General features: G+C 67.1%; 19 protein-coding genes. 13 read left to right on the top strand and 6 right to left on the bottom strand.

Annotation, left to right across the window (positions count from 1 at the left end):
- Nucleotides 1-130 precede the first annotated feature (130 nt).
- Nucleotides 131-568 (top strand): ferric iron uptake transcriptional regulator, encoded by a 438-nt coding sequence (gene fur / locus E6C76_RS00360; protein WP_136346293.1) that lies wholly within the window; start codon nucleotides 131-133, stop codon nucleotides 566-568.
- A 64-nt stretch (nucleotides 569-632) separates the two neighbouring features.
- Here the strand turns inward: fur and recN are convergent, their stop codons facing one another.
- Both recN and E6C76_RS00350 read right to left on the bottom strand, forming a co-directional pair.
- A complete protein-coding gene (gene recN / locus E6C76_RS00355; RefSeq protein ID WP_136346292.1) occupies nucleotides 633-2,291 on the bottom strand; it encodes a DNA repair protein RecN in 1,659 nt (552 codons plus the stop codon).
- A 13-nt stretch (nucleotides 2,292-2,304) separates the two neighbouring features.
- The gene (locus tag E6C76_RS00350; RefSeq protein ID WP_136346291.1) at nucleotides 2,305-3,189 is read right to left on the bottom strand and encodes an NAD kinase; all 885 of its coding nucleotides are present in this window, start codon (nucleotides 3,187-3,189) and stop codon (nucleotides 2,305-2,307) included.
- Nucleotides 3,190-3,282: 93 nt separating this feature from the next.
- Between E6C76_RS00350 and hrcA the strand changes: the two genes are divergently transcribed.
- The 3 genes from hrcA to E6C76_RS00335 all read left to right on the top strand — a co-directional run bounded on the left by hrcA (nucleotide 3,283) and on the right by E6C76_RS00335 (nucleotide 6,573).
- Nucleotides 3,283-4,314, top strand: a complete 1,032-nt coding sequence (hrcA, locus tag E6C76_RS00345; protein WP_136346290.1) for a heat-inducible transcriptional repressor HrcA — start codon at nucleotides 3,283-3,285, stop codon at nucleotides 4,312-4,314.
- A 28-nt stretch (nucleotides 4,315-4,342) separates the two neighbouring features.
- Nucleotides 4,343-5,443: a ferrochelatase gene (gene hemH, locus E6C76_RS00340; RefSeq protein ID WP_136346289.1), complete on the top strand. Its 1,101-nt coding sequence runs from the start codon at nucleotides 4,343-4,345 to the stop codon at nucleotides 5,441-5,443.
- 80 nt (nucleotides 5,444-5,523) lie between these two features.
- On the top strand, nucleotides 5,524-6,573 hold the full coding sequence (locus E6C76_RS00335) for a hypothetical protein (protein WP_136346288.1): 1,050 nt from the start codon (nucleotides 5,524-5,526) through the stop codon (nucleotides 6,571-6,573).
- Between the two features lie 278 nt (nucleotides 6,574-6,851).
- Here the strand turns inward: E6C76_RS00335 and E6C76_RS00330 are convergent, their stop codons facing one another.
- Nucleotides 6,852-8,216, bottom strand: a complete 1,365-nt coding sequence (locus tag E6C76_RS00330) for a serine/threonine-protein kinase (RefSeq protein ID WP_136346287.1) — start codon at nucleotides 8,214-8,216, stop codon at nucleotides 6,852-6,854.
- A gap of 152 nt (nucleotides 8,217-8,368) precedes the next feature.
- Between E6C76_RS00330 and grpE the strand changes: the two genes are divergently transcribed.
- The 4 genes from grpE to E6C76_RS00310 all read left to right on the top strand — a co-directional run bounded on the left by grpE (nucleotide 8,369) and on the right by E6C76_RS00310 (nucleotide 13,735).
- Nucleotides 8,369-8,923: a nucleotide exchange factor GrpE gene (grpE, locus tag E6C76_RS00325; RefSeq protein ID WP_136346286.1), complete on the top strand. Its 555-nt coding sequence runs from the start codon at nucleotides 8,369-8,371 to the stop codon at nucleotides 8,921-8,923.
- A 110-nt stretch (nucleotides 8,924-9,033) separates the two neighbouring features.
- Entirely contained in the window at nucleotides 9,034-10,956 is a 1,923-nt protein-coding gene (gene dnaK / locus E6C76_RS00320; RefSeq protein ID WP_136346285.1) for a molecular chaperone DnaK, read from the top strand.
- 216 nt (nucleotides 10,957-11,172) lie between these two features.
- The gene (dnaJ, locus tag E6C76_RS00315; RefSeq protein WP_136346284.1) at nucleotides 11,173-12,300 is read left to right on the top strand and encodes a molecular chaperone DnaJ; all 1,128 of its coding nucleotides are present in this window, start codon (nucleotides 11,173-11,175) and stop codon (nucleotides 12,298-12,300) included.
- 292 nt (nucleotides 12,301-12,592) lie between these two features.
- Nucleotides 12,593-13,735, top strand: coding sequence for an ABC transporter substrate-binding protein (locus tag E6C76_RS00310; RefSeq protein ID WP_136346283.1), 1,143 nt, complete (start codon nucleotides 12,593-12,595; stop codon nucleotides 13,733-13,735).
- Nucleotides 13,736-13,742: 7 nt separating this feature from the next.
- On the opposite strand, the gene cysS is transcribed toward E6C76_RS00310, so the two are convergent.
- On the bottom strand, nucleotides 13,743-15,116 hold the full coding sequence (cysS, locus tag E6C76_RS00305; RefSeq protein ID WP_136346282.1) for a cysteine--tRNA ligase: 1,374 nt from the start codon (nucleotides 15,114-15,116) through the stop codon (nucleotides 13,743-13,745).
- Between the two features lie 209 nt (nucleotides 15,117-15,325).
- Between cysS and E6C76_RS00300 the strand changes: the two genes are divergently transcribed.
- The 5 genes from E6C76_RS00300 to E6C76_RS00280 are packed head-to-tail and all read left to right on the top strand — an operon-like array spanning nucleotide 15,326 to nucleotide 19,566.
- Nucleotides 15,326-16,480, top strand: a complete 1,155-nt coding sequence (locus tag E6C76_RS00300) for a nuclear transport factor 2 family protein (protein WP_136346281.1) — start codon at nucleotides 15,326-15,328, stop codon at nucleotides 16,478-16,480.
- Nucleotides 16,477-17,691, top strand: coding sequence for a L,D-transpeptidase family protein (locus E6C76_RS00295; protein WP_136346280.1), 1,215 nt, complete (start codon nucleotides 16,477-16,479; stop codon nucleotides 17,689-17,691). The genes E6C76_RS00300 and E6C76_RS00295 overlap by 4 nt, the downstream gene beginning before the upstream one ends.
- 33 nt (nucleotides 17,692-17,724) lie before the next feature.
- On the top strand, nucleotides 17,725-18,288 hold the full coding sequence (locus E6C76_RS00290) for a peptidylprolyl isomerase (protein ID WP_136346279.1): 564 nt from the start codon (nucleotides 17,725-17,727) through the stop codon (nucleotides 18,286-18,288).
- Between the two features lie 34 nt (nucleotides 18,289-18,322).
- Nucleotides 18,323-18,817, top strand: a complete 495-nt coding sequence (locus E6C76_RS00285; RefSeq protein WP_136346278.1) for a peptidylprolyl isomerase — start codon at nucleotides 18,323-18,325, stop codon at nucleotides 18,815-18,817.
- Nucleotides 18,818-18,840: 23 nt separating this feature from the next.
- The gene (locus E6C76_RS00280; RefSeq protein ID WP_136346277.1) at nucleotides 18,841-19,566 is read left to right on the top strand and encodes a UDP-2,3-diacylglucosamine diphosphatase; all 726 of its coding nucleotides are present in this window, start codon (nucleotides 18,841-18,843) and stop codon (nucleotides 19,564-19,566) included.
- A 36-nt stretch (nucleotides 19,567-19,602) separates the two neighbouring features.
- Here E6C76_RS00280 and E6C76_RS00275 read toward each other — a convergent pair whose 3' ends face one another.
- Nucleotides 19,603-20,772, bottom strand: a complete 1,170-nt coding sequence (locus E6C76_RS00275; protein WP_136346276.1) for an O-succinylhomoserine sulfhydrylase — start codon at nucleotides 20,770-20,772, stop codon at nucleotides 19,603-19,605.
- A 14-nt stretch (nucleotides 20,773-20,786) separates the two neighbouring features.
- The gene (gene purF, locus E6C76_RS00270; protein WP_136346275.1) at nucleotides 20,787-22,316 is read right to left on the bottom strand and encodes an amidophosphoribosyltransferase; all 1,530 of its coding nucleotides are present in this window, start codon (nucleotides 22,314-22,316) and stop codon (nucleotides 20,787-20,789) included.
- Nucleotides 22,317-22,323: the final 7 nt, after the last annotated feature.

Here is a 22,323-nt window from a genome sequence, read left to right as displayed (position 1 = left end):
AGGTCCAGGGTTGCGCGCCGGATGGCGCATCGTTCTCAGGTCAAGGTAAAAAATATATCATAGGCAAGTCGGGTCTCAGCGGTTGGCGCGCGTCCCGGCGCCAGTTCCTGCCACTCCCCAACAGGCGATCATGTCCGAAAACTCTCAAAGTCTCAAAAACATCGGCCTCAAGGCGACCTATCCGCGCCTGAAAATCCTCGACCTGTTCCAGACTTCCGAACAGCGTCACCTGACGGCCGAAGACGTATACCGCATGCTGATGAACGAAGGCATGGACATCGGTCTGGCCACGGTTTACCGCGTGCTGACCCAGTTCGAGCAGGCAGGCCTGCTCGAGCGCCATTACTTCGAGTCCGGCAAGGCGGTCTTCGAACTGCACGAAGGCGGCCACCACGACCACCTGGTATGCATCCAGTGCGGCAAGGTGGAAGAGTTCTTCGACCCGGAAATCGAGCGCCGGCAGAACGCCGTGGCCGAAGCGCGCGGTTTCCGCATGAAGGACCACGCGCTCTACCTGTACGCCGAGTGCATCAAGAAGGACTGTCCGAACCGCGACGTCGAAGAGTAAGCAGGCGTCGACTGCCGGGCCACCGCGCGGCAGGCGCCGCGCGCACTTGGCCGTACACTGCGGGTCAGCCTTGGCCGAGCATCTCGGCGGCGTGCTGGCGCGTCGTGTCGGTGATGCGCACCCCGCCCAGCATGCGGGCGATCTCTTCCACCCGTCCGCCTTCGTCGAGCACCGCAACCCGGCTCAGCACTTCGCCGTTGCGTTCGGCCTTGGCAATGCTCCACTGCCAGTCGGCGCGCGCGGCCACCTGCGCCAGATGGGTCACGCACAACACCTGACGCTCACGCCCCAGGCGATGCAGCAGCTGGCCGACGATTTCCGCCACGCCGCCACCGATGCCCACGTCCACTTCGTCGAAGATCATCGTGGGCGTGGCCGAATCGCGGCTGGCGGTCACCTGGATGGCCAGACCGATGCGCGACAGTTCGCCGCCCGAGGCCACCCGTGCCAGCGCGCGCGGCGGCTGGCTGGCATTCGCCGCCACGCGGAACTCCACATTTTCCAGTCCATGCGCGCAACCTTCCGGCAACGGCTCCAGGGCGATCTCGAAACGCCCGCCGGCCATCGCCAGGGTCTGTATGGCGGCGGTGACCTCGGCGGACAGCGCCTCGGCGGCCGGCTTGCGCGCCGCCGACAAGCGTCTGGCGGCATCCTCGAAGGCAGCGCGGGCCTGTGCTTCCTGTTCCGCCAGCCGTCCGGGGTCCGCGCTCGCGCTCAAGGCCTCCAGCCGCGCCCGGCAATCGTCCAGCAAGGCGGGCAGCTCTTCCGGCGCGGCGCGGTGCTTGCGCGCCAGATCGGTCACCGCGCCGATGCGCGCCTCGATCTCGGTCAGGCGCTCGGGGTCCAGGTCCAGCCGGTCGCGGTAGCGGCGCAGCGCGTGCAACGCCTCGTCGGCCTGGATGGCGGCGTCGGCCAGCAGCGAACGGGTTTCGTCGAGCGAGCCATCGATACCGGCCATCTCGCCGACCCGCGCGCCCAGCCGGGCGAGCAAGGGGGCAACGGCCAGGTCGTTGTCGCCGAGCGCAGCGAGCACTTCGTCCGCACCGCCCATCAGTGAGGCGGCGTGCGCGAGGCGGCCATGCTCCTGGTTGAGTTCCGCCCACTCGTCCGGGTCGAAAGCCAGTTCTTCCAGTTCGCGCACCTGCCAGGCCAGCAGTTCGCGCTCGCGCTCGGTCGCGGCGGAGTCCCGTTCGGCGTGCTGGCGACGCTCCAGCGCCTGGCGCCAGGCACGGTGCGCTGCAGCGACGGCGGCGGCCAGTTCCACGGCGCCGGCGTGCGTGTCGAGCAGCGCGCGCTGTGCGTCGGCGCGCAACAGCGCATGGTGGGCATGCTGCCCGTGGATGTCGCAGAGGAATTCACCCGCCTCGCGCAGCTGGGCGAGGGTCACCGGCGTGCCGTTGAGCCAGGCGCGCGAGCGCCCGCCGGCATCGACCACGCGGCGCAGCATCACGCTGCCCTCCTCCGCGTCCAGCGCCTGCTCGGCGAGCCAGGCCGCCAGCGCGCCGTCGGCCGGCAGGTCGAACTCGGCGCACACTTCGGCGCGTTCGCGCCCGCCGCGTACCGCACCGGCGTCCGCGCGATCGCCCAGGGCCAGGCCCAGCGCATCGAGCAGGATCGACTTGCCGGCGCCAGTTTCCCCGGTGAGCGCGCCGAAGCCGGCCTGGAAGTCGAGTTCGAGGTGGTCGACGATGACGAAGTCGCGGATGGTCAGACGGCGCAGCATGGTGGAATCGGTCTCAGGGGTGGCGCGGAATCGCGCTCCAGTGCAGCTTCTCGCGCAGCATGGCGAAATAGCTGTAGCCGCGCGGGTGCAGCAGACGCACCTGCAGGGCCGAACGGGTCAGGCGCACGCAGTCGCCGGCGCGCGCATCGAAACGGGCCTGGCCGTCGAAATGCACGCGGGCATCGTGCGGCGGCAGCAGGGTGATGTCGATGCGGCAGGTGTCGGGCAGAGTCACCGGACGCGCGGTGAGCGCGTGCGGGCACAACGGCACCAGGGCGATGCCGCCCACGCTGGGATGCAGGATGGGGCCGTTCGACGATAGCGCGTAGGCGGTGGAGCCGGTGGGCGTGCTGATGATCATGCCGTCGGAACGCTGGGTGTAGACGAATTCGTCGTCGATCGCCACGTCGAACTCGATCATGCGGCCCAGGTCGCCCTTGTTCACTACCACGTCGTTGAGCGCCAGGGTCTGAAACACACGCTGGCCGGCACGCAGCACTTCCGCATCGAGCATGAAGCGCGATTCGGCGATGAACTGGCCATCGAGAATTTCGTCGAGGCGCGCCTGCGCGTCCTCGCGCGCGATGTCGGTGAGAAAGCCCAGGCGCCCCTGGTTGACGCCGACCAGCGGCACCTCGTGCTCGGCCAGGCGGCGCGCGGTGTTGAGCATGGTGCCGTCGCCGCCGAGCACCACGGCCAAGTGGGCGCGCGCGCCGATCTCGTCGTAGGTGGCCATCGGGAAGCCATTGGTCATGCCGATGGAGCTTGCCGTGCCCTGCTCGACCAGCACCTCCAGGCCGCGCCCGCGCAAATGCTCGGCCAGCTGCATGACCGATTCGGCCACGTCCGGGCTCTGGTATTTGCCGATCAGGGCAAGGGTGCGAAAGCGCTGGCTCATGGAAGGCGATTAAACCACATCCGCCCAGACCGATGCAGGGCGGCCACCGCCCCGCTGCAACCCACCGCGATCCGCGCTATAGTTGGTTCCGCAATGAACGACCAGCTCGACGCCCGCTCGCAGATCCTCCTGAAGACCCTGATCGAACGCTACATCGCCGACGGCCAGCCGGTCGGTTCGCGGGCGCTGTCGCGCTATTCCGGGCTGGAGCTGTCGCCGGCCACGGTGCGCAACGTGATGAGCGATCTGGAGGAAATGGGCTTCATCTCCAGCCCGCATACCTCCGCAGGGCGCATCCCCACGGCGCGCGGCTACCGCTTCTTCGTCGATTCTCTGCTCACCGTGCAGCCGCTCGAGGGCACGCGCATCAGCGAACTGCGCGGGCATCTGCAGCCTGACCAGCCGCAGCGCCTGATCAACTCGGCCTCCCACCTGCTCTCCGAACTCACCCAGTTCGCCGGCATCGTCGTCACCCCGCGCAAGGAAGCCGTACGCATCCGCCAGATCGAGTTCATCCGCCTGTCGGAGACGCGCATCCTGCTGATCATCGTCACCACCGCCGGCGACGTGCAGAATCGCATCCTGCTGACCCGGCGCGCGTACGGTGCGGGCGAACTGGCGCAGGCGGCAAGCTATCTCAACGAACATTTCGCCGGCCTGGCCTTCGAAGAAATCCGCCTGCGCATCCAGGACGAACTGAAGCAGCTGCGCAGCGACATGACCGAGCTGATGGCCGCCGCCGTCGAGGCCGGTTCCGAGGCGGCCCAGGAAAGCGCCGGCAACTACGTGATCAGCGGCGAGACCAACCTGCTCGACGTGGAGGATCTGTCCTCCAACATGGCCCGCCTGCGCGAGCTGTTCAAACTGTTCGAGAAGCGCACCGGCCTGCTGCAGCTGCTCGACCTGTCGAACCGCGCCGAAGGCGTGCAGATCTTCATCGGCGGCGAATCCGGGCTGGCCCCGCTCGACGGCTGCAGCGTGATCACCGCCCCCTACGAGGTCGACGGCCAGGTGCTCGGCTCGGTGGGCGTCATCGGCCCCACGCGCATGGCCTACGACCGGGTGATCCCCATCGTGGACATCACCGCCCGCCTGCTCTCCAGCGCACTCTCCGCACGAGACTGAGCCCGGAACATCCAGAACAAGGACGCCCATGGCCCGCTACCGGCCCGAACCGCCCCACACCCACGACCGCGCGCCACGCACTGCCATCCTGCTGGTCAATCTGGGCACGCCCGCCGCCCCCACCGCCGCCGCCCTGCGCCCCTATCTCAAACAGTTTCTCTCCGATCCGCGCGTCATCGAGCTGCCCCGCCTGCTGTGGTGGCCCATCCTCAACGGCATCATCCTCAACACCCGGCCGCGCAAATCGGCGGAGAAATACGCCAGCGTGTGGATGGAGGAAGGTTCGCCGCTCAAGGTGCATACTGAACGCCAGGCCAGGCTGCTGGCCGGCTATCTGGGTCACGCCGGCATTTCCGGCCTGGAAGTGGATTGGGCCATGCGCTATGGCGCGCCCTCCATCGCCGAGGTGCTCGACCGCCTGCGCGCGCAAGGCTGCACGCGCATCCTGATCGTGCCGATGTATCCGCAGTACGCCGCCAGCACCACCGGCAGCGTGATGGACGACGTGGCGCACTGCCTGCTCGAATGGCGCAACCTGCCGGAAATCCGCTACGTGCGCAGCTTCCACGACGACCCCGGCTACATCGGCGCGCTGGCCGCCAGCGTGCGCGCGCACTGGATGCGCGAGGGCCGGCAGGGCGAGCGCCTGCTGCTGAGCTTCCACGGCCTGCCGCGCAGCACGCGGGACCAGGGTGACCCGTACTACTACGAATGCCACGAAACTGCCCGCCTGCTGGCCGCCGAACTGGGCCTGCCGGAAGAGCGCGTGCTGATCACCTTCCAGTCGCGCTTCGGGCGCGCCGAATGGCTGCAGCCCTATACCCAGCCCACGCTGGAGGCGCTGGCCGCCGGCGGGCTGCGCAGCGTGGACGTGATGTGCCCGGGCTTCGTCGCCGACTGCCTGGAAACCCTGGAAGAGATCGCCATGGAATGCCGCGACGCCTTTCTGGAAAAGGGCGGCGAGCACTTCGGCTACATCCCCTGCCTCAACGAGGACCATGCGTGGATCGAGGCGCTGAGCGCCATCGTGCGCACCCAGCTGGGCCACTGGCTGGCACTGCCCGCCACCGCCGAGGCGGAACTGGCCCCCAACGCACGACGCGCCCATGCGCCGGACGCAGCCGACTGAACACCGCCTCCCCTGCTCTCAAGTTTTCCACCCAGCGGCCGTTAATACCTCCGGGCAGCATCATTTTCCGGGGGACGGCCATGAAGATCGCCGAAGCGGACATCCGCATGCGGGCGTCACACACATCCACGACACGCTTCGAATCCTCCGAGCGCCTGAACATGTGGGTGGACGGACGCGGCGGCACGAGCCGCGAACAGACGAACACCGGCAATGCCGCCAGCGCCGCCACCCGGGTCAGCCTTTCCGCCCAGGCGCTCGCGGCGCAGAACGCAGCCACCACCGAACGTGCGGCCGCGTCCGAAACCGAAGCGCAGGACCCGCTGGACGCGCGCCTGCGCCTGCTGGTAACCATGATCGAACGCCTCACCGGCCGGCAGATTCGCGTATTCAACGCACAGGAACTGCAAGGCGCTTCCGGGCCCAACGGTGCCGCGCCCGCGCAGGAGGCGCCGCGTGCCGGTTTCGGCCTGGAATACGACTACCAATCCACCTATGCCGAATTCGAGCAGGTCGGCTTTGCCGCCGAAGGCACGGTGCGTACCGCGGACGGCCGCGAGATCAGCTTCCAGCTCGCTTTCGAGATGCAGCGCAGCTACGTGGAAACCAGCCAGGTGAGCATCCGCGCGGGCGACCAGCGCCGCTTGCAGGATCCGCTGGTATTCGACTTCGGCGGGCCGGCCAGCGCGCTCAGCGACCTGCGCTTCGATTTCGATCTGGATGCCGACGGCACGCTGGACAGCGTGCCGCTGCTCAACGGCAAGGGCTTCCTGGCCTTCGACCGCGACGGCAACGGGCGCATCGACAACGGCCGCGAACTGTTCGGCCCGACCTCCGGCGATGGCTTCGCCGAACTGGCCGCGCTGGATTCCGACCGCAACGGTTGGATCGACGAGGCCGATCTCGACTTTTCCAAGCTCTACGTGTGGTATCCGTCGGCCGACGGCTCGGGTTCCCTGGTTTCACTGAAGGATGCGGGCGTCGGCGCGATCCACCTGGGGCGCGTATCCACGCCCTTCGATCTGCGCGGCGCGGCCAACGACACGCTCGGGGTGATGCGCTCCACCGGCATCTACCTGCGCGAGGATGGCGGTGCGGGCACCATCAGCCAGATCGATCTGAGCGTCTGAGAGCCTGTCTACGATCTTTTCGTGGATCCCGTTGCCCCGCCAGGCCGGTCGATGCAAGGCGCAAAGCGCAGTCGGGCTGGTGGCCCGGCGAGCATTTGCAACGCGGCAGCGGCCGGCCTGGCGGGGCAACCCGAAGGGCAGCGGCCCAAAGCGCTCCGCTCCGCGTTACGCGCCTTGCCAAGACACCCGGTATTGGCTGCGCCGCGCGCCTTGATCGGAACGCTTTGGGCCGCTGCGGGACCCATGAAAAGATCGTAGACAGGCTCTGAACGCCTGCATCAGTCCTCGACCAGACGCAGGTCCAGGCCGGCGGTCGCGGTGTAGTTGCCGCGTGCGGCCTCCTCGGCCCCTGCGCTGGCGCGCTCGGCCAGCGCGGCCATGCGTTCGACCAGACAGGTGGTGAGCCGGTCGCGGAAGCGTTCGCGCACCTCCTCGGTCGCCAGTGCCAGCGCGGCGGGGCTCACGTCCAGATAGGTCGATGGCCTGGTGGTGATCACGCTCAGACTCTGGCGATGGTCGCGATGGTCCAGCCACGCCTGTTCGCCGAACACCTCGCCGGGCCCCAGGCGCATCACCCGGCGATTCTTCACCGATATTTCCACCTCGCCGTCCAGCAGCAGGCCGAAACGCTGGTCGGCGTCGCCCTCGCGCATCAGCGTGGTGAATTCATCCACCCGGCGCCAGGAACACATGCGCAGCACCTCCCATACCTCGACGTCGTCGAACTCGGTGAAGAAGCCCAGCTTGCGCAGCACGGCAAAACGCGTGGTGTCCGGCGGCACGTACTGGTCGTCGAGGATCTTGTAGCGCACCGCGGTCAGATCCTTGGCGAATTCCGCGCCGTTCTTGTAGCGCGAGTACAGATCCTTCTCCAGCGCCTTGCGGATCACCGCATCCATCTGCTCGGGCACGTCCGGGTTGATCTGCGAGGCCGACGGCGGATCGGCGTTGATGATCTTGTAGATCAACTGCGCCGGGTTCGAGGCGCGGAACGGCAGCCGCCCGGTGAGCAGGTGGAACAGCACCACGCCGAGCGAATACAGGTCGGTCTTCTGGTTGAGCGGGTAGTTCTTGATCTGCTCCGGGCTCATGTAGGCCGGCGAGCCCACGCCCATGATGAAGGTGGAGTCGGTATCCACCTTCTTGTCCACGTTCATCGCCAGGCCGAAGTCGGTGATCTTCACGTTGTCGTGCTCGTCGACCAGGATGTTGGCCGGCTTGATGTCGCGATGCACGATGCCCTGGCGGTAGGCGTGGTCCAGCGCCATGCAGCACTTGAACACGATGCTGATGGCGCGGTGCACCGGCAGCAGGCGCTCGAAGCCGCAGTAGCGCTCCAGCGACTCGCCGGCGAAGTACTCCATCACCACATAGGCCTGTTCCGGCTCGATCACCGCGTCGAAGATGCGGATGATGTTGGGGTGATCCAGACGGCTGGCCACCGCCTGCTCCGCCTTCAGCAGCTTGATCAGGCGGCGGTTCCACTTGGCCTCGTCCTTGGCGCGGTCGTTGAAGCGCACGTGCTTGACCGCCACCGGGTCGGGGTAATGCGGGTTCTCGGCCAGGTAGACGACCGCCGTCGCTCCTCGTCCGATTTCCTTGACGATGCGGTACTTGCCGATTTTTTGAGGAAGTTCGCCCATGTCCGACGGTCGTGCACGCGTGCGTCCATTTTGGCACGGGCGGCGGCGGACGTGCGAATTTGCACGGCCCGGGAAAAAGTTCCGCCGCCCCCTTGAAATCGCGCCACGCACCCCCAGCTAGCCCGGATCGAGAACACAGGGAGTCCCGGAACATGCAGGAACACGACAAGGCGCCGGAAAGCGCGGAAGCCATCGACCAAGCGGCCGAGAACGCGGCGGAGAACGCCGAGCGCCATATCGACGTGGTGCCCGGTCTGGAGGAAAGCCTGCGCCAGGCCGAACTGAAGGCCGCCGAGCACTACGATGCGTGGTTGCGCGCCAAGGCCGAGACCGAGAACGTGCGCCGCCGCGCGGAAGAAGACGTCGCCAAGGCCGCCAAGTTCGCTGCGGAAAAATTCGCCGGCGCCATGTTGCCGGTGAAGGACAGCCTGGAGGCCGCGCTGGCCACCGAGAACCAGACCCTGGAAAAGCTGCGCGAGGGCGTCGAGCTGACCCTGAAGCAGTTGGTGTCCGCCTTCGAGGGCGCCGGGTTGACCGAGGAAGACCCGCTGAACCGCAAGTTCGACCCGAACCGCCACCAGGCCATCGGCACGCTGGAGTCCGACGCCGAGCCGAACACGGTGATCAACGTGCTGCAGAAGGGCTACCTGCTGCATGAGCGCGTGCTGCGCCCGGCGATGGTGATGGTCGCCAAGGGCAAGGACTGACGAACGGCCGGCCGGACGCTTGAAAGCGTGCCGGCCCGCCCCATATTCGAACCAGACACGGGCCGCGGGCCGCGACCCATCCGAACATTCAGGAAAACAAAGGACCTCAAATGGGCAAGATCATCGGTATCGACCTCGGCACCACCAACAGCTGCGTCTCCGTGATGGAAGGCGGCAAGCCGAAAGTCATCGAAAACTCGGAAGGCGCGCGCACCACCCCGTCGGTGGTGGCCTACGCCGAAGACGGCGAAATCCTGTGCGGTGCACCGGCCAAGCGCCAGGCCGTCACCAACGCCAGGAACACCCTGTTCGCCATCAAGCGCCTGATCGGCCGCCGCTTCGAAGAGAAGGAAGTGCAGAAGGACATCGACCTGATGCCCTACACCATCGCCAAGGCCGACAACGGCGACGCCTGGGTGGAAGTGCGCGGCAAGAAGATCGCCCCGCCGCAGGTGTCCGCCGAAGTGCTGCGCAAGATGAAGAAGACCGCCGAGGACTACCTCGGCGAGGAAGTCACCGAAGCGGTCATCACCGTGCCGGCCTACTTCAACGACAGCCAGCGCCAGGCCACCAAGGACGCCGGCAAGATCGCCGGCCTGGAAGTCAAGCGCATCATCAACGAGCCGACCGCGGCCGCGCTCGCCTTCGGCATGGACAAGAAGCCGGGCGACTCCAAGATCGCCGTGTATGACCTGGGCGGCGGCACCTTCGACATCTCCATCATCGAGATCGCCGACCTCGACGGCGAGCACCAGTTCGAAGTGCTGGCCACCAACGGCGACACCTTCCTCGGCGGCGAGGACTTCGACCAGCGCCTGATCGATTACATCGTCACCGAGTTCAAGAAGGAACAGGGCGTCGACCTGAAGAACGACGTACTGGCCCTGCAACGCCTGAAGGAAGCCGCCGAAAAGGCCAAGATCGAGCTGTCCTCCAGCACGCAGACCGAAGTCAACCTGCCCTACATCACCGCCGACGCCAGCGGTCCGAAGCACCTCGCGGTGAAGATCACCCGCGCCAAGTTCGAAGCGCTGGTGGAAGACCTCGTCGAACGCTCCATCGAGCCCTGCCGCATCGCGCTGAAGGATGCCGGCCTGAAGGTTTCCGACATCGACGACGTGATCCTGGTCGGCGGCCAGACCCGCATGCCCAAGGTGCAGGAGAAGGTCAAGGAGTTCTTCGGCAAGGAGCCGCGCAAGGACGTGAACCCGGACGAGGCCGTGGCCGTGGGCGCCTCCATCCAGGGCGGCGTGCTGCAGGGCGAGGTCAAGGACGTGCTGCTGCTCGACGTCACCCCGCTGTCGCTGGGCATCGAAACCCTGGGCGGTGTGATGACCAAGCTGATCCAGAAGAACACCACCATCCCGACCAAGGCGAGCCAGGTGTTCTCCACCGCCGACGACAACCAGAGCGCGGTGACCATCCACGTGCTGCAGGGTGAGCGCGAGATGGCCGCCGGCAACAAGAGCCTGGGCCAGTTCAACCTGTCCGACATCCCGCCGGCGCCGCGCGGCATGCCGCAGATCGAGGTCACCTTCGACATCGACGCCAACGGCATCCTGCACGTCTCCGCCAAGGACAAGGCCACCGGCAAGGAGAACAAGATCAAGATCCAGGCCAACTCCGGCCTGTCGGACGCCGAGATCGAGCGCATGGTGCAGGACGCCGCCGCGCACGCCGAGGAAGACAAGAAGGCGCACGAACTGGTCGATGCGCGCAACCAGCTCGACACCCTGATCCACTCGGTGAAGAAGGCGCTCGGCGAACACGGCGAGCAGCTCGACGCCGACGAGAAGGCCGCCATCGAAGCCGCCATCAAGGAAGCCGAAGAGGCCATCCAGGGCAGCGACAAGGCCGTCATCGAAGCCAAGAGCGAGGCGCTCGCCAAGGCCAGCCAGAAGCTGGGCGAAAAGATGTACGCCCAGCAGCAGGCCGAAGCCGGCGCCCAGCCGGAAGCCGCCGCGAACGGCGGCAAGGCGGCCGATGCCGACGTGGTGGATGCCGAATTCACCGAGGTGAAGGACAACAAGTAAGCGCCCGCCGGGCGGCAACCCAACGGCCGAACCCCCGCCGGAGCCCGCCTCCGGCGCGGGTTCGGCCTTTGCATGACCATGGATCGAGAGCAAGCCCGCCATTCATGGCGGGGTCAGCGAGACGAGTGCCCCTAGAGCCGAAGGCTCTTCAAACCTGTGGCGAGGAAGCCCCGGCCTTCAGGCCGGGATGACTCAAATCAGCCTGAGCGACCCACCATGTCGAAACGCGATTTTTACGAAGTGCTCGGCGTCAACCGCGACGCTGGCGACGACGAGATCAAGAAGGCCTACCGCAAGCTGGCCATGAAGTACCATCCGGATCGCAATCCGGACAACAAGGAAGCCGAGGAGAAGTTCAAGGAGGCCAAGGAGGCCTACGAGGTGCTCTCCGACGCGCAGAAGAAGGCCGCCTACGACCGCTACGGCCATGCCGGCGTCGACCCCTCGGTGGGCGCGGGCCCCGGCGGCGGCCAAGGCTTCGGCGACTTTGGCGATGCCTTCGGCGGCATCTTCGACGAGATCTTCGGCGGCGGGCGCGGCGGCGGACGCTCCAACGTCTATCGCGGCGCCGACCTGCGCTACAACCTGGAAATCTCGCTGGAAGAAGCCGCGCGCGGCGCCGAGAAGACCATCCGCATCCCCACCGTGGAAGAGTGCGACACCTGCCACGGCAGCGGCGCCAAACCCGGTACCCAGCCCAAGCCCTGCCCGACCTGCGGCGGCGCCGGCCAGGTGCGCATCCAGCAGGGTTTCTTCTCCATCCAGCAGACCTGCCCGAAGTGCCACGGCAGCGGCCGCATCATCCCCGACCCGTGCACCAGCTGCCACGGCGCCGGCCGGGTGAAGAAGCAGAAGACGCTGGAAGTGAAGATTCCCGCCGGCATCGACGAGGGCATGCGCCTGCGCCACGCCGGCCACGGCGAACCGGGCGTCAATGGCGGCCCGCCGGGCGACCTGTACGTGGAAATCCACATCCGCAAGCACCCGGTGTTCGAGCGCGACCACGACGACCTGCACTGCGAGATGCCGATCAGCTTCACCACCGCCGCGCTCGGCGGCGAGATCGAAATTCCCACGCTGGACGGCATGGCCCGCCTGAAGATCCCCGCTGAGACGCAGACCGGCAAGGTCTTCCGCCTGCGCGGCAAGGGCATCAAGAACGTGCGCAGCCACGCCCACGGCGACCTGATGTGCCACGTGCTGGTGGAAACCCCGGTGGATCTCACCGAGCGCCAGCGCGACCTGCTGCGCGAGTTCGAGGAGCTCTCGCGCGGCGATGCCGAACGCCACAACCCCAAGGCCAAGTCCTGGATGGACAAGGTCCGCGAATTTTTTACACCTTGACGGCGGACCTTGCGACGCAGTCAAAAAGTATGTGAATTCTTCGGGACATAGATCACGTACTTTTCGGCGCAGCCACAAGGTGCGCGAGTTCTTCACGCCCTGATTCACAACACCGGACCGTTCCCGACACGCCCGCCGCCATGCCAACGGAGCATTCCCGAAGCATGGCCGTGGGCGTGGCTTCTTGGCTATACTGGCGGGCGGATGGATCATCAGACGGCCGCCCAGGCCGCAACGCGCCTCTCGGCGCCTTCCACCGCCAAGAACCGCAACATGGGAAACGGGAGACCTCATGAAGCTGCTGCGCACCCTCTGCCCGGCCATCCTGCTGGCCGGCTGCGCTGCCCTGCTCGCCGCCGCGCCGGCGCAAGCCCAGCAAGGCATCACCGACGAAACCATCCTGCTCGGCCATTCCGGCGCTCTCAGTGGTCCACTCGCCGAGCTCAGCCGCGAATACCTGTCCGGCGCCACGCTGTACTTCGACGATCTCAACGGCCGCGGCGGCGTCAACAACCGGCGCATTGCCCTGCTTTCGCTCGATGACGCCTACGATCCGGACAAGGCCGCCGCCAACGTCGCCCGGCTGATCGAGCAGGAAAAGGTCTTCGCCCTGTTCGGCTGTTTCGGCACCGGCCCCAGCGTGCGCGCCGTGCCGCTGGCCAGCCGCGCGCGCGTGCCGTTCTTCGCACCCTATACGGGCGCCGACGCCCTGCGCGAACCGGCCGATCCCTATGTTTTCCACCTGCGTGCTTCCTACGCGCAGGAGATCGACGCCATGGTTTCGCACCTGGTCACCCTGGGGGTACGCGCCATCGGCGTGGTGCACCATGCCGACCCGTTCGGCCAGGCCGGTCTGGTCGCCGCTGAACAGGCACTGCGGCGCCACCAGCTGTTGCCCGCAGTGGTCGCCCCCATCGCCTCCAGCGGCGCGGATGCGCCGAATGCCGCGCGCCGGGTGGTGGCCGCCAATCCGGCCGCGCTGATCCTGGTGACCGCGGGCGACAGTTCTGCGGCCTTCCTGCGCGCGCTGCGCCTCACCGACGCGCGGCCGATGCTGTACGGCCTGTCGGTGATCAGCAGCCGCCAGTTGATCCGCGAGTTGGGCGCGGATGCCCACGGCCTGGTGATCGCCCAGGTGGTGCCCTCGCCCTTCCGCCTCGACCACAGCGTGGTGCGCGAATACCGCAAGCTCGCCGACCAGGCCGGCCAGCCCTATTCGTATACCGCCCTGGAAGGCTTCCTGGCCGCCAAGACCTTCGCCGAAGGGCTGCGCCGCGCCGGCCGCGAACTGAATCGCGAGAAACTGATCGGCGCCCTGCAGGGCATGGGCAACTGGGACGCGGGCGGGCTGCGCATGCAGTTTTCCGCGCGCCGCCAGGTGGGCTTGGACTATGTGGACCTGAGCGTGATCAGCCGGGGCAACTTCACCCGCTGAGCACGCCTCAGGCGCGCCGCCAGGTGGTGCCCTGCGCCGAATCCTCCAGCACGATGCCGCCGGCCAGCAATTCGGCGCGGATGCGGTCGGCCTCGGCGTAATCCTTGGCCTTCTTGGCCGCCGCGCGCGCGGCGATCAGCGCTTCCACGCGCGCGGATTCGTCACTCTCGCCGCCTTGCAGGAAGGCCCGCGGATCGCGCTCCAGCAGACCGAGCACGCCGCCGAGCGCCTTCAACTGCCCGGCCAGCGCGGCGGAACTGCTGCGATTGACCTCGGAAGCCAGTTCGAACAGCGCCGCCACCGCCTCGGCGGTATTGAAGTCGTCATCCATCGCGGCCTGGAAGCGCCGCGCGTGGGCTTCCTGCCAATCCACCGAGGCCGCCGCACCCGCCGGCACGTTCTTCAGCGCGGTGTACAGACGGGTCAGCGCGTTGCGCGCGTCTTCCAGGTGGGTGTCGGAATAGTTCAGCGGGCTACGGTAGTGCGCGCGCAGGATGAAGAAGCGCACCACCTCCGGATCGAACTTCTCGAGCACGTCGCGGATGGTGAAGAAGTTGCCCAGCGACTTGGACATCTTCTCGTCGTCCACGCGCACGAAGCCGTTGTGCATCCAGTAATTCACGAAGGCATGGCCATGCGCGCCTTCCGACTGGGCGATCTCGTTCTCGTGGTGGGGAAACTGCAGATCCTGCCCGCCGCCGTGGATGTCGAAGTGATCGCCGAGCAGTTCGGAACTCATCGCCGAGCACTCGATGTGCCAGCCCGGCCGGCCGGTGCCCCATGGCGAGGCCCACTTCACTTCTTCCGGTTCTTCCGTGCGGGCGTGCTTCCACAACACGAAATCCAGCGGATCCTGCTTGTCGGCGGCCACATCCACGCGCTCGCCGGCGCGCAGTTCGTCCAGCGACTTGCCGGACAGCTTGCCGTAGCACGGGAACTTGCGCACCGAATAGCACACGTCGCGGTTGGCCGCCACGTAGGCCAAACCGTTCTTCTGCAGCTTGTCGATGATGTCCTGCATCTGCGCCACGTAGTCGGTGGCGCGCGGCTCGTGGTCCGGGCGCAGCACGCCGAGCGCATCGGCGTCCTCGTGCATCGCGGCGATGAAGCGGTCGGTCAGCGCGCGGATCGACTCGCCGTTCTCGCCCGCGCGGCGGATGATCTTGTCGTCGATGTCGGTGATGTTGCGTACATAGGTCACCTGGTAGCCGCTCGCGCGCAGCCAGCGCGCCACCATGTCGAACACCACCATCACGCGGGCATGGCCGAGGTGGCAGTAGTCATACACGGTCATGCCGCACACGTACATGCGGACCTTGCCCGGCTCGATGGGGGTAAACGTTTCCTTCTTCTTGGTCAGGGTGTTATGAATCGCTAGCATGACAAAATCCGAGTACCTGGCGCGGCGGTCGGCCGACCACCGCGCCAGCGGGGGAACGAACAATAAAAAGCGGGTTCGAAACGAACCCGCCGGTGTCGATCAGGCGGCCCGCGATCCGCCTTGGCTCGATTGTGGGACATCCGCGGTTATTGGTAGAATCGCCCGCTGTGTCGCCGGGACATTTCCCGAAAATCAACGCATTATAGTACATGAGAATCCGTCCCTACGTCGCCCTGGGCACCCTGGCCGCAGCCCTGTCTTTTGGCTCGCCCGCCCTCCTTGCCTCGGAAGCCGCACAGAACGTCCGCAACCTGCTGCAACAGGGGCAGGCCGAACGCGCGCTCGCCGCCGCCGACCGGCTGGCCTCGGCCAATCCCAGGGATGCCGAAGCGCGCTTCCTGCGGGCCGTGGCGCTGGCCGAACTGAACCGCAGCGCGGAAGCCATCGCCGCCTTCCAGAAGCTCACCGAGGATTTCCCGCAGCTGCCGGAACCCTATAACAATCTGGCGGTGCTCTACGCCCAGCAGCGCGACTACGACAAGGCGCGCAGCGCGCTGGAGAGCGCCATCCGCACGCACCCTAGCTACGCCACCGCGCACACCAATCTGGCGGATCTGTACGCCCGTCTGGCCAACGATGCCTACGAGCGCGCGCTGCAGCTCGACGATGGCCGCGAAACCCGCCGCAGCACCGCGCCGCGCTCCACCCTGGCGCTGATCCGCGATCTCGGCCCGGCGGCCAGCGCCCCGCTGGTCGTCGCCAGTGCCTCGACGCCGGTCGCGGCGCCGCCCGCAGCCGCCCGCCCCCCGGCGGCGCAGGAGACTCCCGCGCCGGCACAGACCGCCCAGGCTCCGGCCGCGCCGCCTCCGCCGGCCGCGAGCGCGCCGGCCAAACCCGTGGAACCCGCGCCTGCCGCCGCGCCGGCAAAACCGGAACCGCCGGTTCCGGCCGGCACTGCCCCGGCGCAGACCACGGCCGCCGCCACACCGGCACAACCCGCCGCGCCGGCCGCCGGCGACAACGCCGTCGAAACCACCGTGCTGTCTGCTGTACAGGCCTGGGCCGACGCCTGGGCACGCCAGGATGTGAAGGCCTATTTCAGCCACTATGACGCCAGCTTCCAGGTGCCGGGCGGCCGTTCCCGGCAGGCCTGGGAACGTGAACGCGAACAGCGCCTGAACAAGCCCGGCAAGATCACCGTGGAAGTGGACAGCCCGCAGGTCAGCGTGAATGGTGACCAGGCTTCGGTACGCTTCCTGCAGCGTTACCGTTCGGTGGACTTCAACGCCAGTACCATGAAGACCCTGGATCTGGTGCGCCGCGGCAACCAGTGGCAGATCACTCAGGAGCGCGTGGGGCGATGAAGCCTTCCCTGTTTTCGCGCATTCGCCCGCGTGCGGCACTGCTGGCGGGCACCTTGGCCCTGGCTGCGGCACAACTGGCCGCCGCCCCGGAAGACCGGCGCATCTCCGATGCCGGACCGGAAGCCGCCCTGCGGCAGGTGTTCGCCGAGATCGAGGCCAACCGCCTGGACGCCGCGCTCGACCGCACCGAGGCTCTGCTGCAGGCCTATCCGACCTTCCGCCTGGGGCATCTGATCCGCGGCGATCTGCTGCTTGCCCGTACCCGCCCGCTGTCTACCTTCGGCGAGGTCAGCGAACACGCCGACCGCGTGCAGGCCCTGCGCGAAGAAGCCGTCGCCCGCCTGCGCGCCTACCGCGAACGTCCGGGCATGGCCGACTATGTGCCGCGCTATCTGCTGCAGATGCGCGCCGACCAGGAGTACGCGGTGGTGGTCGACACTGAACGCGCCCGGCTGTACGTCTATCGCAACGAAAACGGCAAGCCGCGCTTCGTGGCCGATTTCTACTCCACCCACGGCAAGGCCGGCTCGGCCAAGCAGTACGAGGGCGACAACAAGACGCCGCTGGGCGTCTACCACGTCACCTCCCGCATCGAAGCCGCCAAGCTGCCCGACCTGTACGGCAGCGGTGCCTTTCCGCTCAACTACCCGAACACCTGGGACCGCCGCCTGGGCCGCACCGGCTACGGCATCTGGCTGCACGGCACGCCCAGCGACAACTACGCGCGCACCCCGCGTTCCACCGAAGGCTGCGTGGCGCTCTCCAACCAGGACCTCATCACCCTGGCCAACTATGTACAGCCCGGGCTGACCCCGGTGATCATCTCCAACGAGATCGAGTGGCTGTCGCTGGACGACTGGCAGGCCGAGCGCAGCGCGCTCAACGAAGCCATCGAGACCTGGCGCACCGACTGGGAAAGCGCCGACGCACAGCGCTACCTGGCCCATTACTCCAGGGATTTCCGCAGCGACCGTCAGCAGGACTACGAAACCTGGGCCGCACAGAAAAGCCGTGTGCTCAGCGCCAACGCCCGCATCCGGGTCGGCATGCAGAACATCAGCATGTTCCGCATGCCCGGAGAGAAGGAGATGATCGACATCACCTTCGACCAGGAATACAGCAGCGACGGCTACTCCGACCGCATGCGCAAGCGCCAGTACTGGATCAAGGAAGACGGGCGCTGGAAGATCATCTACGAAGGGCGCGCGTAAGCCCCCGCCCGGCAAACCGAAGGAGACCCGCCGATGAAACGCTTTTTCGCCCTGCTCGCCCTGCTCGCCTGTATGCCGCTGGCCAATGCCGCCAACCCGCTGGTGGAGTTCGATACCACCCAGGGCAAGATCACCGTGGAGCTGTACCCGGAAAAGGCGCCCAAGACCGTCGCCAACTTCCTGGAGTACGTGAACAGCGGCTTCTACAATGGCACGGTGTTCCACCGTGTCATCGACGGCTTCATGATCCAGGGCGGCGGTTTCGACGCCAGCATGACCCAGAAGCCCACCCGCGCGCCCATCGAGAACGAGGCCCGCAACGGCCTGAAGAACCAGGCCGGCACGCTGGCCATGGCCCGCATGCAGGCCCCGCATTCGGCCTCGGCGCAGTTCTTCATCAACCTGGTGGATAACGCCTCGCTCGACTTCCCCTCGCCGGACGATTGGGGCTACGCTGTGTTCGGCAAGGTCACCGAGGGCATGGACGTGGTGCGCAAGATCGCCAAACTGCCGGTGCGCAACATCGGCTTCCACCAGAACGTGCCGGCCGAACACATCGTGGTCAACAGCGCCCGCGTGCTCAACGAGGCGCGCTGAGCGCCACACCCCCAACACCACAAGGAGAACACACATGGCCGTCAAGCTGCACACCAGCCTCGGCACCATCACCCTGGAACTGGACGCCGAGAAGGCCCCGGTAACCGTCGAGAACTTCCTCGCCTACGTCGAATCCGGCCACTACGACAACACGGTGTTCCACCGCGTCATCGACGGCTTCATGATCCAGGGCGGCGGCTTCGAACCCGGCATGAACCAGAAGCCGACCCGCGAGGCGATCAAGAACGAAGCCGACAACGGCCTGAAGAACAACCGCGGCACCATCGCCATGGCGCGCACCCAGGCGCCGCATTCGGCCACCGCGCAGTTCTTCATCAACGTCGCCGACAACGACTTCCTCAACTTCCGCTCGCCCGACACGCAAGGCTGGGGCTACTGCGTGTTCGGCCAGGTCAGCGAAGGCCTGGACGTGCTCGACAAGATCCGCGCGGTGAAGACCGGCTCCAAGGGCTTCCACCAGGACGTGCCGGTGGAAGACGTGCTGATCGAGCGCGCGGAAATCGTCTGAACACGCAGGCACGGAAGACGGCGGTGCAGGCACTGTTCATCGCCGATCTCCATCTGGCCGAGGAACGCCCCGAAACCGTCGAGGCCTTCCTCGCCTTCCTCGCCGGGCCGGCCCGAACCGCCCCGGCGTTGTACATTCTGGGCGACCTGTTCGAGTACTGGGCCGGCGACGATGACGACGCCCCGCTCAACCTGCGCATCGCCGATGCCCTGCGCGCCCTGGCCGAGACCGGCACACGCGTGCATTTCATGGCCGGCAACCGGGATTTCCTGCTCGGCCCGGCCTATGCCGAACGCGCCGGGCTGATCCTGCTGCCCGACCCCTTCGTCCTCGAACTCGACGGTCAGCGCCTGCTGCTCAGCCACGGCGACCTGCTGTGCACCGACGACGACGCCTACCAGGCCTATCGCCGCCAGGTGCGCGACCCGGCCTGGCAGGCCGCCTTCCTCGCCCGTCCGCTGGCCGAACGCAAGGCCTTCATCGAAAGCCTGCGCCAGCGCAGCGAAGCGGGAAAGCGGGAGAAACCGATGGCGATCATGGACGTCAATCGCGCCGCCGTGGAAACCCTGCTGCGCGAACACGGCTATCCGATCCTGGTGCACGGCCACACTCACCGCCCGGCGCGCCACGACCTGCTGATCGACGGCCGCCCCTGCCAGCGCTGGGTGCTGGCGGACTGGCACAGCGAGGCACGTTATCTCGCCCTGGAGGGCGGGCGCCTCCACAGCAACGAGCCGACGACTCCGTAGGAACAGCCCCGGCCGCGATGCGGCGCCCGCAGCGACTCAGCCGGACAACCCGCGCAGCAGATCGGCCTTCAGGTCCTCGACCGACTCCAGGCCGACCGCGATGCGCAGCAAGCCCTCGGAAACCCCCGCCGCCTCGCGCGCTTCGGCGCTGATCCGGCCATGGGTGGTGGACGCCGGGTGGGTGATGGTGGTCTTGGTATCGCCCAGGTTGGCGGTGATCGAGATCACCCGGGTGGAATCGACCACGCGCCAGGCGTGCTCGCGGCCGCCCTCGACCTCGAAGCTGACGATCGCCCCGCCGGTGCGCTGCTGGCGCATCGCCAGTTCGTGCTGCGGGTGCGAAGACAGGCCAGGGTAATGCACGCGGCGCACGCCGGGCCGGGTTTCCAGCCAGCGTGCCAGTTCGAGCGCGGCGGCGGATTGCGCTTCCATGCGGATGCGCAGGGTTTCCAGGCCCTTCAGGATGATCCAGGCGTTGAACGGCGAGATGCACGGCCCGGCGGTGCGCAGGAACTTGAACACCTCCTCGACCACCTCGGCACGCCCGGCCACCGCGCCGCCCAGCACGCGCCCCTGGCCGTCCAGATACTTGGTGGCCGAATGCACCACCACGTCGGCGCCGAATTCCAGCGGGCGCTGCAGGGCCGGCGTGCAGAAGCAGTTGTCCACCGCCAGCAGGGCGCCCGCCTCGTGGGCGATGCGCGCCACGGCGGCGATATCGACGACCTCGGTGAGCGGATTCGACGGGGTTTCGACGAACACCAGCCGGGTACGCGGCCGCAGGGCGGCGCGATAGGCGGCCAGGTCGGTGGCCGGCACGAAGCTGGTTTCGATGTCGAACTTGTTCAGGATGTTGCCGAACAACTGCTGCGTGGCGCCGAACAGCCCGCGCGAGGCGATGATATGGTCACCGGCCTGCAGGGTGGCCATGACCAGCGCAAGGATCGCCGACATCCCCGAGGCGGTCGCCACGCAGGCCTGTGCGCCTTCCAGCGCGGCCAGGCGCTGCTGCATGGCGGTGACCGTCGGGTTGGAGAAGCGCGCATAGACGTTGCCCGCCTCCTCGCCGGAAAAACGCGCAGCCGCCTGCGCCGCGTTCTGGAACACGAAGCTGGAGGTCAGATACAGGGCCTCGCTGTGTTCGTTGAACTGGCTGCGCTCGATGCCGGCGCGTACCGCCAGGGTGTCGAAATCCAGGGAATCCATCGCGTTGCCTTGTTTTATTGGTCGTTGGCGGCTACCAGGTTCAGATCCAGCTGACCGTCCTCGCCATCCTCCGGGCGGGCCGGCTTGCTCTCGGCGCGCAGATTCTCCACGCCGTCGAGGTACTCGGCGGTGATGTCGCCGGTGACGTAGCAGCCGTCGAAGCAGGAAGTCTCGAAGAAGCTGATGCCCGGATTGACCGCGCGCACAGCCGCCTTCAGATCGGACAGATCCTGGTAGATCAGTCCGTCGGCACCGATTTCCGCACAGATCTGTGCTTCGTCGCGGTCGGAGGCGATCAGTTCGGTACGCGTCGGCATGTCGATGCCGTACACGTTGGCGTAACGCACCGGCGGCGCCGCCGAGGCCAGATAGACCTTGGCCGCGCCGGCCTCGCGCGCCATGCTGACGATTTCCTTGCTGGTGGTGCCGCGCACGATGGAATCATCGACCAGCAGCACCGACTTGCCGCGGAATTCCTGCGGAATGGTGTTGAGCTTCTGGCGCACCGATTTCTTGCGCGTGGCCTGCCCCGGCATGATGAAGGTGCGGCCGATGTAGCGGTTCTTCACGAAGCCTTCGCGGTACGGCAGGTTCAGCCTGTGGGCCATTTCCATGGCCGCCGGCCGGCTGGAGTCGGGAATCGGGATGACCACGTCGATGTTCACGTGCGGCAGCGTGCGCTTGAGCTTGTCGGCGAGGAATTCGCCCATCTTCACGCGCGATTCGTACACCGACACCCCGTCGATGATCGAATCCGGGCGCGCCAGATAGACGAACTCGAACATGCACGGCGCTTCCACCGTGCGCTCGGCACACTGGCGACTCTTGAAGTTGCCGGCGGTATCCACCAGGATCGCCTCGCCCGGCGCCACGTCGCGCAGCAGCTTGTAGCCCAGCACGTCCAGTGCCACGGATTCCGAGGCCACCATCCATTCGGTGCCTTCGGCGGTATCGTTGCGCCCCACCACCAGCGGGCGGATGCCGTAGGGGTCGCGGAAGGCGAGCAGGCCGTAGCCGGCGATCATCACCACCGCCGCGTAGGCGCCCCGACAGCGCCGGTGCACGCCGGCCACCGCGCGGAACACCGCCTCTTCATCGAGCTTCAGCCCGTTGGCGGCATGCTGCAGCTCGTGCGCGAGCACGTTGAGCAGCACTTCCGAATCGGAATTGGTGTTGATGTGGCGCAGATCGGCGAGGAACATCTCGCGCTTGAGCTCTTCGGAATTGGTCAGATTGCCGTTGTGCGCCAGCAGCAGGCCGAACGGCGAATTGACGTAGAAGGGTTGTGCCTCGGCCGGGTTGTAGGCCGAACCGGCGGTGGGGTAGCGCACGTGGCCGATGCCCCAGTTGCCGGTCAGGTTGCGCATGTTGCGCGTGCGGAACACGTCGCGCACCAGGCCGGGCCCCTTGTGCATGTGGAAGCGCCCCTCTTCCGAGGTGGCGATGCCCGCCGCGTCCTGCCCCCGGTGCTGGAGCACCTGCAGCCCGTCGTAGAGCAACTGATTCACCGGAGAGGTGGCGACCACCCCAAGGATTCCGCACATGGAAGAC

It is taken from the genome of Pseudothauera nasutitermitis (genome assembly GCF_004801295.1).
Taxonomy (GTDB): domain Bacteria; phylum Pseudomonadota; class Gammaproteobacteria; order Burkholderiales; family Rhodocyclaceae; genus Pseudothauera; species Pseudothauera nasutitermitis.
This window is presented reverse-complemented; position numbering and strand designations above follow the sequence as displayed.

Bases quoted from the DNA above. Each gene is read 5' to 3' on its own strand.
- fur (WP_136346293.1), top strand. From the start codon at position 131: ATGTCCGAAAACTCTCAAAGTCTCAAAAACATCGGCCTCAAGGCGACC.
- recN (WP_136346292.1), bottom strand. From the start codon at position 2,291: ATGCTGCGCCGTCTGACCATCCGCGACTTCGTCATCGTCGACCACCTC.
- E6C76_RS00350 (WP_136346291.1), bottom strand. From the start codon at position 3,189: ATGAGCCAGCGCTTTCGCACCCTTGCCCTGATCGGCAAATACCAGAGC.
- hrcA (WP_136346290.1), top strand. From the start codon at position 3,283: ATGAACGACCAGCTCGACGCCCGCTCGCAGATCCTCCTGAAGACCCTG.
- hemH (WP_136346289.1), top strand. From the start codon at position 4,343: ATGGCCCGCTACCGGCCCGAACCGCCCCACACCCACGACCGCGCGCCA.
- E6C76_RS00335 (WP_136346288.1), top strand. From the start codon at position 5,524: ATGAAGATCGCCGAAGCGGACATCCGCATGCGGGCGTCACACACATCC.
- E6C76_RS00330 (WP_136346287.1), bottom strand. From the start codon at position 8,216: ATGGGCGAACTTCCTCAAAAAATCGGCAAGTACCGCATCGTCAAGGAA.
- grpE (WP_136346286.1), top strand. From the start codon at position 8,369: ATGCAGGAACACGACAAGGCGCCGGAAAGCGCGGAAGCCATCGACCAA.
- dnaK (WP_136346285.1), top strand. From the start codon at position 9,034: ATGGGCAAGATCATCGGTATCGACCTCGGCACCACCAACAGCTGCGTC.
- dnaJ (WP_136346284.1), top strand. From the start codon at position 11,173: ATGTCGAAACGCGATTTTTACGAAGTGCTCGGCGTCAACCGCGACGCT.
- E6C76_RS00310 (WP_136346283.1), top strand. From the start codon at position 12,593: ATGAAGCTGCTGCGCACCCTCTGCCCGGCCATCCTGCTGGCCGGCTGC.
- cysS (WP_136346282.1), bottom strand. From the start codon at position 15,116: ATGCTAGCGATTCATAACACCCTGACCAAGAAGAAGGAAACGTTTACC.
- E6C76_RS00300 (WP_136346281.1), top strand. From the start codon at position 15,326: ATGAGAATCCGTCCCTACGTCGCCCTGGGCACCCTGGCCGCAGCCCTG.
- E6C76_RS00295 (WP_136346280.1), top strand. From the start codon at position 16,477: ATGAAGCCTTCCCTGTTTTCGCGCATTCGCCCGCGTGCGGCACTGCTG.
- E6C76_RS00290 (WP_136346279.1), top strand. From the start codon at position 17,725: ATGAAACGCTTTTTCGCCCTGCTCGCCCTGCTCGCCTGTATGCCGCTG.
- E6C76_RS00285 (WP_136346278.1), top strand. From the start codon at position 18,323: ATGGCCGTCAAGCTGCACACCAGCCTCGGCACCATCACCCTGGAACTG.
- E6C76_RS00275 (WP_136346276.1), bottom strand. From the start codon at position 20,772: ATGGATTCCCTGGATTTCGACACCCTGGCGGTACGCGCCGGCATCGAG.
- purF (WP_136346275.1), bottom strand. From the start codon at position 22,316: ATGTGCGGAATCCTTGGGGTGGTCGCCACCTCTCCGGTGAATCAGTTG.